We start from the raw sequence: 10,840 nt of genomic DNA, 5'->3' as shown, positions 1-10,840 counted from the left end.
TCTCAGCATGAACATGCCGACCGAATGCCCCGCGCGACGATCAGTCCCACGATCGAGCGATCACGAACCGAGGAAGATCGGACTTAACGCCCTCTGAACGGCAGAAGACCGGGCCTCAAGCTGGCCACGTCGAACTCGCCGCCCGCCTAGTGGTCCGCGCCAGCACCGGTGCATTCGGGGAATCGGCATCGGGGAGAAAGTGACGAGTTGCGCCACCGGCGGGACACCCGCACCGCACATCGCTTGATCACTTCGGAGTCGGGGTAGCAGGGCACCATGGTCACCGACTCCTTCACGCACCAGGACGGCTACGTACAGCCCGACGTCGACGTATCTGCCCTGCGCACCGTGCTCGACGGCGAATACGCGCAGATCCGCGACCTGGTCCGCACCAATCTCGTCGCGCACGCCTCCGTTCTCGACGAGGCCGAAGAGCTCGGCATCGACGACTTTCGCGAACGCGTGCGGGGGCTCGTCGTCGAGCTGGCGGCGACCGGCCAGACCGGGATGGGATTTCCGAAGGAGTACGGCGGTGGCGGCGACATCGGCGCCTCTATCGCCGCGTTCGAGACGCTCGCCTTCGGCGACCTGTCGGTGCTGGTGAAGGTCGGTGTGCAGTTCGGTCTCTTCGGCGGCGCGATCCTGCAGCTCGGCACCGAACGTCACCACGCGGCCTACCTGCCGGACCTGATCACCGGGAAGCTCATGGGCTGTTTCGCGATGACCGAGACCGGCCACGGGTCCAACGTTCAGGCACTGGGCACGGTGGCGACGTACGACGTCGACACCCAGGAGTTCGTCATCACCACGAGCGGTGACGAGGCCCGCAAGGACTACATCGGCAACGCGGCCCGGCACGCCGAACTGGCCGTCGTCTTCGCCCAGTTGCGGGTGGGCGGCGCGTCCCAGGGGGTGCACGCCTTCGTCGTCCCGATCCGCGTCGACGGTGCACCGGCGCCGGGCGTCCGGATCGAGGACGACGGCCGCAAGATGGGCCTCAACGGTGTCGACAACGGCCGCCTCTGGTTCGACGGCGTACGCGTGCCGCGCGAGGCCCTCCTCAACCGGTTCGCCGACGTCACCCCGCAAGGCGAGTACGAGAGCCCGATCGAGAACCCCGGCCGCCGCTTCTTCACGATGCTCGGCACCCTGGTCCAGGGACGGGTCAGTGTCGGCGGCGGCGCCATCAACGCCGCCAAGGTGGCACTGACGATCGCGACGAAGTACGCGCTGCGCCGACGGCAGTTCGAGGCGACGTCGGACACCGATGAGCAACTGCTGCTCGACTACGGCATGCACCAGCGCCGTCTCCTTCCGCTCCTCGCGCGCACCTACGCGCTGCACTTCGCTCAGGACGTGGTGCGCACGGACCTGCACGAGGTCCTCTCGGGGATCAAGGACGACGAGCAGGAGCGCCGGGAACTGGAAGCGCGGGCCGCAGGCACCAAGGCGCTCGGCACCTGGCACGCGACCCGGGTGATCCAGGAGTGCCGCGAGGCGTGCGGGGGCGCCGGCTACCTCGCCGAGAACCGGTTCGCTGCGCTCAAGGCCGACAGCGACATCTTCACGACGTTCGAGGGCGATAACCACGTCCTGCTCCAGCTGGTAGCCAAGGGCCTGCTCACGGGGTACGCGAGCGAGTTCGAGGACCTCGACCAGCTAGGCATGGTCCGCTTCGTCACTGGCCTCGCCGTCGAGACCATCATCGAGAAGACATCGGCCCACAAACTGCTGGAGCGCGTGCGCGACCTGCTGCCGGGCGGCGACGCGTGGGACCAGGAGGCGGGTCTGCTCGACTCGGAGTACCACCTGGCCATGCTGCGCTTCCGCGAGGAGCACATGGTCGCCGGTGTGGCCCGGCGACTCAAGCGCGGCGTCGAGAAGAGCGGCACCCCCGGCGCTGTCTTCTCCCGGGTGCAGGACCATGTCATCGCAGTGGCCCGCGCGCACGTCGAGCGACTCGTGCTCGAAGCGTTCGTCGACAAGCTCGGCACGTTGCCCGAGGGGGACGACAAGGTCGCGCTGGGGCTGCTGTGCGATCTTTTCGCCCTCTCGACGATCGAGGCGGACCGCGCCTGGTTCATGGAGCACGGTCGGCTGACGGTGCAGCGTTCCAAGGCGATCACCCGTGAGGTAAACGACCTCTGCCGCAAGGTGCGACCGCTCGCGGGCGACCTCGTTGATGCCTGGGGGATCCCGCCGGAGATGCTCCGCTCCCGGGACCTGATCAAGTAGCCGGGCGTGAACGCACCAGAGGTCCCGCCCGGCACCCGGCTGCTGGTCGTCGACGACGAGCCGTCCATCCTGGACGTCCTGGCCACCTCTCGCCTGCTTTCGACCTGATTTGCGGCTTCGGAATTCTCTGCGGCACGGACCCGGCCGAACGGATCGACTGGCTGCGGGGACCTGGCCACGGTCCCTATCCCGGCCATCGCGCGCGTGTCGCCATCCGCCCGCCATGGCAGCAGCAGATTCCGGGTCGGGACGAGTACGAGCCCTACCGGGCATCGAGCCGGCGCGATCTGGTGTGGCCGGCCGCTGCCCCTGGCCCGGACTCTGCTCCATCATCCCGCGCCCCCTTCACTTCGGATGGGTTGTGCTTCTCAGGGATTGGGGTTCCGGTAGATGCTTGCTGCCATGGCGCCCAACTGCTTGTTGGCTTTGAGTGCCAGGTCGATGGCACCGTTCACGGTGTTACCCGGTGCGAGGATGTCATTGACGTAGATGGCGAAGGCGTAGCGGCGGCCGTTCTCCGCATCGACATATCCGGCGAGTGCCTTGGTGGTCAGGGCCAACTTCCCGTTGACGGCACCGATCAGGGTGCCGGTCTTGGCTCGGATGTGGCCTGCGGCTGGGTCGGTGGGCTTGATGACACCGGCCAGCGAGCCGTCTACGCCCATGGTCGGCATGGAGTCGTGCAAGGCGCCGAAGTAGTTCTTCCGGGAGAGATTCCGCAGTAGTTGTGTCTGGGCGGCCGGTGTGACCCTGTCACGGGTGAGGCCCTGAGCGTCCACGAGATCGAAGGAATCACGGTCGATGCCGGCACGAGTAAGAAATTCACGTTCGGTCTTCATGCCGTCGGCGTAGGTGCGCTTGCCGTTGTGGACGGCCATCAGGGGCGGCAGAAGGTTGGCGCCGAGGTTGTGACTGACCTTGTTGATCAGTTTTGCGTATTCCTTGAAGGGGGGTGACGTGTAACTTGCGGAGACGGGCAGTCTTTTGACTTTCTGCACCGGCGGGAGTTTGCTGCTGGGATTCGCCCCCAGGGTTGGAGACGCGACGGAGACGCCATGCCTGGCGAGTGCTTCGATGAGTACCGTGCGGGCAAACGCGGCGGGGTCGGGGACTTGGTACGTCGCGATGAAGGGCGCGGTGGCGTCCGCCGGCACGGAACCCCGTACCCGGATGCGTCCGGCAGCGGGAGAGTCGGTCTTCACGGCCGGCTTCGTCCCGGCGGGAGTCGTGGTGACGCGCGAGTCGACGGTGAACGCGGCGGTCTTGGGACGCCAGTCGACGGTTGCCTGCCGGCCGGGTGTTGCAGGGGTTATCAGCAGGTCGATGAGGTTGTCGTTGACGGCTGTTGGCGTGATGGGTGTGCCTCCGATCGTCACAGGGGCCCAGAGACGGTCGTCGATGACCACGTCTCCGTCGATGTGCCGGATGCCGCTCGCCGCGATCTGCCGGGCGAGGTCGTTGATGCCGGCGAGGGGGTCTTCACGCGTGAGGGTGGCCATACCGGGCACGGCGTTTGCGTCGGTGTGGTCGAAATCCGGGATGTCGACCTTTCCGAGCGCGTTGGTCCGCCCGCCGAGTGTCAGATCGCCGCTTCCCACCATGATGAGGTTTCCGGAGAGGCGGCCGTCGTCCGATACCGAACCGGAGCGAACAATGGGGGTGCGGAACCGATGGCTGCTCCCGAGTGTGTCGAGCGCGGCGCCGACGGCGAAGGTCTTGGCGGTCGAGCCTGTCACGAACTTGGACGTGGCGTTCTTGGACTGCACGACCTTTCCGGATTTCAGGTCGGTGACCTGAAGACCCCACTGTCCCGAGGACCATGGGGTACCTCGCATGAGTTTTTGCAGCTCTGCGCTCACTCCAGCAGCGCTCGATGAGTCTGAAGCCGAAGGATGCTGGTCGGCTGTGTCGGTGTGGCACGCAGAAGCGGTGAGCGCAGCGACCGTCGAGGCGGCGACGACGGCTACGGTGCGGGGCCGTCGGCGTCGTGCCATCGGCTTGACGGCGTGTGCGCCGTTCATGAGAGTGCGCTCCCGCAAGGCGACGCCTTGGCGGTCCGACGGGGTATGACGGCGCACGAAGCCAGTGATCCTGGAGAACATTTGGGGTTGATCCTCATCTTGTTGCGCGGCGGTGACGCGAGTGGTCATGCCGGAGTTACGAACGCAGGGCCCGGGCCGCGACTGTGCGTGATGTGCGGGCAGCCTGCAGGGCCAGGGCGAGGCAGGTGGTCAGGAGGGTCACAGCGGCGAGTGCGCCGAGCGTTTCCCATGGGAGACCGTTCAGAACGCGGGCGATACTGATCCTGGCTCCCGCGGCGATGGTGGCACTCGTGATGGCGATGGAGATCGCGCCGAAGAGGATTGCCGTCCCGGCGTAGATGGCTCCCTCGCAGATCGTCGACCGGGTGACCACGCCCGGTCGTGCGCCGGCGACCGTCACGACTGCGGAGTCACGGGTGCGCTCCCGCCCGACCAGAGCGATCACGGCGAGGCCGCCGACCCAGGACACGACGAAGACCCAGCCCAGAACGACCATGACGTCACCCAGCCCGGCGCTGCTTCCGGGCATGACATTCCCCATCACCATGAAGAGCCCGACAAACGACAGGGAGAGCGCGAAGGGCAGCACCGTAGTGACGCTTCGAGCTGCCCGTGCGCGGCACGATTGCACGGCAAGATGCCAGGTGACGCCGCGCGACGGGACGAGTGCGGTCCAGAGCTTCATCAGGGGCGTGAGAACCCACGGCCCCATCAGCAACGCCAGGCAGATGAGGAACAGGTCGCCGGCGAAAGCGAAGGCCGTCCGCTGTTCGACGCCGCCTTCGAGTTCCAGTCCAAGCCCGGGAATCCACATGCCGACCACTCCGGCGAGGAGACACAGGGCGAGAACGCTGCGTGCGGCACCCGGCCGGGCCGGCGGATCCGAGAGGTCCCGGAAGGCGCGCATCTCCGGTGTCTTGGCGGCGCGGCGTGTGACTCCCCAGCCGCCGAGCAGACACGGAACCACCCCGAACAGCACAGCTACGCCCACGTGCCAGAGCTCGAACCCGACCGTTGCTCCGTGCAGATCGAGTCCCGTGGCCGTCCACTGATCGAGGGCGATACCCGCGACCAGAGGAGCCAGCGGCACCGCCAGCGCACCGGCAATCGTGCCGAGCACCGTCAGTTCGGTGCGCAGGATGCGCCTGACTCGATTGCGGGGGATCCCGAGGATCACCCACAGGGCGTGTTCGCGTCGCTGGGTCTTCAACGTCAGACCGACCGCGGACGCGACGATGCCCACGGCGGCGAACAAGGTGAAGAAGACGATGTTTCCGCCCAGCGCGATCGACGCCGAGGACATGCGTGCATCGCCTGCTGCTCGCGCCGCCGAGACAGCGGTGAACATGGCAATGACCGAACCGGCTGAGCATGCCGCGCCGACCGCCGCACACACGAGCGTCCACAGCCACATGGATGCCTGCATGCGGATGTCCGACAAGACGAGTCGCATCATGCTGCCTCGTCACCTGCCTCATCCACGGACTGCGCCGCGAGGACGGCATCGCTCACCGCGCGCGAGTCGCCACCGGGAATGACGGCGTGAATGCGCCCGGACCCCATCACCACGACCTGGTCGGCCCGTGCGGCCGCGTGAGGGTCGTGCGTGACCATGAGGACCGTGCTCCCCTGCACGGGGAGCGCCTGGAGCCAGTCGAGCACGACATGACCGGACTTGAGGTCGAGCGCCCCGGTCGGCTCGTCGGCGAAGACGATCCGCGGCTGATTCGCGACGACCCGGGCCACTGCGACGCGCTGGCGTTCCCCGCCGGAGAGGCGGTCGGGACGCCGCCGGGCGTGCTGGGCGATGCCGAGCCGTGTCATCGCGTCGTCAACACGGGACGTGGGCACACGGTGGCCGGCCAGCCGCGCCGGAAGGGAGATGTTGTCCTCGACGGACAGAGAACTGACGAGGTTGTACTCCTGGAAGATGAAGCCGACGTTCTCGCTGCGGAATGCAGCCTGCTTGCGCGGCGAGAGCGAAAGGATGTCCGTCCCGAGGATCTCGATGGAACCTGCGGTCGCTCGCTCCAGGCCGGCCGTGCACAGCAGGAGCGTCGACTTGCCGGACCCGGACGGGCCGACGATGGCAGTCAGCCGGCCTTCTGGAACGTCAAGGTCGATAGCGTGCAGCACACGTGTTGTCTCGCGTCGACGCCCCGGGACCGGAAAGTCCATCTGAAGGCCACGCAAACGAATACACGGAGCAGAAGAAGAAGCTGAAAAAAGCATGTCTCAAGCCAAGCAGGGCGCGAGGGCCGACGCACGGGTGCCTGCACTGCTTGAAGGTAGACCTGGGTCTACCTTCTGGCATGTGCGACAATGCTCGCCATGGCGCAGATTCGCTTGGTCCGGAGGGTACTGACAGAATTGGTCGCAGCAATAGCCTTCCCGATTCTGCTGCTTTCTCTCCTCGTTGTGCCGGTAGCGGCCCCAGTGGTGGCAGAGGTAGACCGGTCACGAGCCCATTTGTGTGGCGCTGAGGCACTGCCCCTGAGACCCGCTTCTCAGAGCTGGACGCGATGGGTGACATTCCGGCTGCGTTCGAAGTCAGTATGGAGAACCGACCTCCCTGTTTTCCTCGCCACGTTGCTCCTGTGCGCGCTGTCACTGTTGATCTCCTTCTTCGGATTCATCGGCGCCGCCGCCTTGGTTTTCTCTCCCGTGTTCTGGGCCTTCGGTATCGCAGCACAGGTCGGCCCGTTCACGCCGAAATCAGTCCAGGAAACCCTTCTGGCCGTGCCCGCAGGAATCGCTCTGGGTGCAGTCACCGTGAGTTCGTTGACCGGAGTGTCCCTTCTTCGTGACCTTCTCCTGCGCGTTTTCTCGAGAAGCCGGGACTCGGACCTGCTGGCGAAACTTGAGGAGCTCCGCAGCAGCAGGGCGTCCCTGACTGCGGCCTTCGAGATTGAGCGACAGCGAATCGAACGCGATCTGCACGACGGAGCTCAGCAGGAGCTCGTCGCCGTCGTCATGCGCCTTGGGATGCTGGAGACGGCAGCCGACGACCAGGAGCGAACCGTGCAGCTGGCACGCCAGGCGCAGGCCCACGCGGAACGCGCTCTGGAACGGCTGCGGGAAACGGTGCGTGATATCCACCCCCGTGAGCTGAGCGACCTCGGCCTCATCGCAGCTGTCCGGGAGCTGGCTGCGAGATCTCCCCTGCGCGTCGAGTTGACCAGCAATGGCGACGACTCTCAGCTTTCGTCGCCAACGGCGACGGCGGTATACTTCACGGTCTCCGAAGCTCTGACAAACATCGCGAAACATGCAGGTGTGGGCACCGCGCAGATCGACATGCAATGCGCTAAAACTGGTGTGAAAGTGCGCGTTCGTGACGACGGTGCCGGCGGTGCGAGAATCGACGCCGGTTCCGGACTCGCAGGGCTTCGTGAGCGAATGCGGAGTGTCGGCGGGGATCTCGAAATCCTCAGCCCGGCTGGTGGCGGAACAGAGGTTGCAGCGTCCGCTCCCAGCCAACCCCCATGGTAAAAGAAACAGACTGAGTAACCCGATAGGGGCGGGCATGAGAATTGTCCTGGCGGACGACAGTGTGCTGATTCGAGCGGGTATCCGGGAAATCTTGACCTCCAACGCCCATGACGTGATCCGCGAATGTGAAGACGCCGATGAGCTGGTGGCCGCTGTCGATGCATTGATGCATGCCGGGGCCGCTCCAGACATCGTCATTACGGATGTCCGCATGCCACCGGGAAGCACAGATGACGGGCTCCGTGCTGCAATCGACCTACGCTCCCGGTACCGGGATCTGCCGGTGGTGGTCCTTTCCGCATATGTCACGGGACCATATGTGCGAGAACTCCTCAACGGGCCAGGCGCTGACGGAGCCGTCGGGTACCTACTCAAGGAGAAAGTGGGAAGAGTCGCAGACTTCCTACGGGCTCTCGAGACGGTCTCCAGGGGTGGAGTAGTGATCGACCCCGAGGTCGTCCGCCACGTCACGCGCGCTGACTCCCCCCAAGGTCCACTTGCCCGACTCACCGCCCGCGAGCGAGAGGTGCTCGCCCTCATGGCTGAGGGGAGCTCCAACGCGGAGATCGCATCGAAGTTGTTCCTTTCGGGTGCTGCTGTCAGCAAACATGTGGCGAATGTTTTCGCGAAGCTCGGCATGGCTCCCGGCGAAGACAACAGACGAGTCAAGGCCATTCTGACCTGGTTTGAATACAATTGAATCGACGGGTTGACTGATTCCGACCTCGACCGGAATTCCCCTCGGCTCAGAGGGTGACGCGCGGACACATGGCACGGCGCAGCGGGCTCGCCAGGCGGGCCAGCTTAAGACGCCCAGCCACAGCCGTTGTGACGGAGCGGGAACGGTGTCCATTCAAGCAATGAACAGGCGAAGGCCGAGGTCTGCCGCGGTGAGGTCGGCGAGGTCGTTGTTGCGCTCGGCCCACCGGCCAGAATGGAGGTCGTCGCTGAGACTTCGTACCGCCCGCTGCTCGGCCTCCGGTCCGACCCTTGTCCACACCGACATCGCACGGCGCACGTGATCCTCCAGATACGCCTCCGGTCGGCGCCAGTACGCCTCGAACAGGCCGTCAGCGCAGTCCCACGGGATGGGCACCGGCTCAGTGCGGGCGCCGATCGCGTCGGCCATCCCCGCGAGTGAGGGAAATTCCGCGAGAACGGCGGCGAACTCGGGCAGGTAGTCGCGGGTAAGCCAGAACCGGCCCTGCCATCCAGCCTCGTCGGTGTCGAATGTCAGCACCACCACGCGGCGGGCCACACGCCGCATCTCGCGCAGCTCCGCTATCGGGTCCCCCCAGTGGTGAACAGTGGAAACGGCCATAGCGACGTCGAAGGCGTGATCCTCGAACGGAAGCCTCTCCGCGGCAGCGGCCACGCACGGTGCCGAGCCGACAGGCCGCTGCCCTCGCATGACTGCCGATGGCTCCACCGCGGTCACGTCGCGATCAGCGGGCTCGTAGGAGCCGGTGCCGGCCCCGACGTTCAGTACCGTCTGCGCGTCGCCGAGCGCGTCCCAGATCTGCGCGGCGATCCGCGGCTCGGTACGCCGTGTTGCGGGGTAAGCGCCGCCGATCGCGTCGTACAGCCGTGCACCGAGCATCTCCAATTGCTCCTCCGGTGTCACCTTCAGTCCCTTCGCCCGTGCCTCAAGTTCCCTGTCGATGGCTGTCACCATGGCGTCTACGCGATCACGCCGCTCCAGCAGTAGGCCGCGCAGTCGGCGCAGGTGCGCGATCGCGTCGGTGGACGAGTCGTCGACCAGTTTCGCAACCTCCCGCAGACCAAAGCCCAGCCGCCGGTAGGCCAACACCTCCCGCAGCCGCCCCACGTCGCCCGTCGAGTAGGCCCGGTACCCGGCCGCGATCCGCATCCTCCAGAATGCTGACCCCGAGCGGGACATGGATGGGGCCTGGGTCGGCATGTACGGCACCGGGGGCGCGCGGGACTACCTCGACGGCATCAAGAACCCGGCGCCCCGGGATGACCGGGAACGTGCCCTGGCCGCGCGCCTGGTGAAGGAGGCCGAAAGCGAACCGTCCGCGTCCGGTGCGGGGGACGCGATCTGTCGCCTCGTCTCAAACAAGGGGTTGGCCTGGCTGATGCGGGGCGAGGGAGCGCCACCCCTGTCTCCGCTTGAGCTACTCACTAACCGCTATGCAGGAAGCCGGGCCAACCTCGCTTGGATGCGTCGCCTGGTGCCGATGACGCCGCTTGAGGCGTTCGCCGCGGTGCAGGCCGACGAGAAGGCGAAGCCTGAGTACGTGGCGGCCGCGCTCACTCTGATCCCCGCACTGCATGTCGCGCTCGACGCCGCGGCCACCGAACTGACCGGCCGCCTCTCAGCATCCGGTTCCCCGAGCAGAGAGGACAACCTGTCCGATGACAGCGCCGGACGATCCGACATGCCGCACACCGAGTGATGACGCGCACCCTTGCGAGTCTCTGGAAGACAGCAACGAGGGAAGGTCCCTGCGTCAGCGTCTCGTTGACCGCTGGAAGGGCCTCGGGCCCGCCGACAAAGCGGGGGTGATCAGCATCGTGGTGGTGGCGGTGGGCGTCGGCTTCCGCGCCCTCGCGAACGCCCGTGCGTCCGTGGCAGATCCCGAGCCGGATATCGATGACGACAACAGCGAACCCGTAACGCGCCGCTGGACCAACCATGCAGGCGGCTACTACGTGTGCGGGCATTACGGGTGCAGCAAGAAGGTGGACCGGCATATCACCGATCACGATTGCTGTGGCCGATGCAGGGCTGGCCGGGACTGCCTGGCGGCCGCGCAACTTGCTTACAAGGGCCCCGGAGGCTTCGCTCACGACTACTTCGAGGCACTCTTGTTCCCCGGTGTCTGCACTGTCTGCGACGAACCGCCCGAAGCGCACCCTGATCCGCCGGACTGGCCCAGTTGGAATCCCAAGCCTCCTCCCTGGTCCCGCCCTGTGGAGGACTCAGTGGGCGTTAAGTCCGTTTCTGGTAGCGGCCTCGTCCGGGCTGGGTGAGGAAGCCTTGGCGGAGGAGACGTCCGAGGCGGGCGCGGGTGACATTGACCGATGCCTCGTCGGTGGGCATGCCG

At 66.3% G+C, this 10,840-nt stretch carries 8 protein-coding genes; 4 read left to right on the top strand and 4 right to left on the bottom strand.

Annotation, left to right across the window (positions count from 1 at the left end; all coding sequences use genetic code 11):
- Nucleotides 1-276: 276 nt before the first annotated feature.
- Nucleotides 277-2,235, top strand: a complete 1,959-nt coding sequence (locus tag ACIPWY_RS40245; protein ID WP_393706208.1) for an acyl-CoA dehydrogenase family protein — start codon at nt 277-279, stop codon at nt 2,233-2,235.
- Between the two features lie 368 nt (nt 2,236-2,603).
- Here ACIPWY_RS40245 and dacB read toward each other — a convergent pair whose 3' ends face one another.
- From dacB to ACIPWY_RS40230, 3 genes are read right to left on the bottom strand one after another with little or no spacing between them, the layout of a single operon-like run.
- Complete coding sequence (dacB, locus tag ACIPWY_RS40240) at nt 2,604-4,385, bottom strand: D-alanyl-D-alanine carboxypeptidase/D-alanyl-D-alanine-endopeptidase (protein ID WP_401537086.1); 1,782 nt, start codon at nt 4,383-4,385, stop codon at nt 2,604-2,606.
- A gap of 7 nt (nt 4,386-4,392) precedes the next feature.
- Nucleotides 4,393-5,733: an FtsX-like permease family protein gene (locus ACIPWY_RS40235; protein WP_393706206.1), complete on the bottom strand. Its 1,341-nt coding sequence runs from the start codon at nt 5,731-5,733 to the stop codon at nt 4,393-4,395.
- Entirely contained in the window at nt 5,730-6,413 is a 684-nt protein-coding gene (locus ACIPWY_RS40230; protein WP_389574556.1) for an ABC transporter ATP-binding protein, read from the bottom strand. The genes ACIPWY_RS40235 and ACIPWY_RS40230 overlap by 4 nt, the downstream gene beginning before the upstream one ends.
- 390 nt (nt 6,414-6,803) lie before the next feature.
- Between ACIPWY_RS40230 and ACIPWY_RS40225 the strand changes: the two genes are divergently transcribed.
- Both ACIPWY_RS40225 and ACIPWY_RS40220 read left to right on the top strand, forming a co-directional pair.
- On the top strand, nt 6,804-7,769 hold the full coding sequence (locus ACIPWY_RS40225; RefSeq protein ID WP_362909388.1) for a sensor histidine kinase: 966 nt from the start codon (nt 6,804-6,806) through the stop codon (nt 7,767-7,769).
- Nucleotides 7,770-7,803: 34 nt separating this feature from the next.
- Nucleotides 7,804-8,469, top strand: a complete 666-nt coding sequence (locus ACIPWY_RS40220; RefSeq protein WP_401537083.1) for a LuxR C-terminal-related transcriptional regulator — start codon at nt 7,804-7,806, stop codon at nt 8,467-8,469.
- Nucleotides 8,470-8,622: 153 nt separating this feature from the next.
- Here ACIPWY_RS40220 and ACIPWY_RS40215 read toward each other — a convergent pair whose 3' ends face one another.
- Nucleotides 8,623-9,639: a methyltransferase domain-containing protein gene (locus ACIPWY_RS40215; RefSeq protein WP_401537081.1), complete on the bottom strand. Its 1,017-nt coding sequence runs from the start codon at nt 9,637-9,639 to the stop codon at nt 8,623-8,625.
- Between the two features lie 49 nt (nt 9,640-9,688).
- On the opposite strand from ACIPWY_RS40215, the gene ACIPWY_RS40210 reads away from it, so the two are divergent.
- A complete protein-coding gene (locus ACIPWY_RS40210) occupies nt 9,689-10,189 on the top strand; it encodes a hypothetical protein (protein ID WP_393706203.1) in 501 nt (166 codons plus the stop codon).
- Nucleotides 10,190-10,840 lie beyond the last annotated feature (651 nt).

The sequence above is a fragment of the Streptomyces sp. NPDC090032 genome, assembly GCF_044748025.1.
GTDB lineage: Bacteria > Actinomycetota > Actinomycetes > Streptomycetales > Streptomycetaceae > Streptomyces.
Note: the sequence above shows the minus strand (reverse complement) of the source record. Positions and strands in the feature narration are given on the sequence as shown.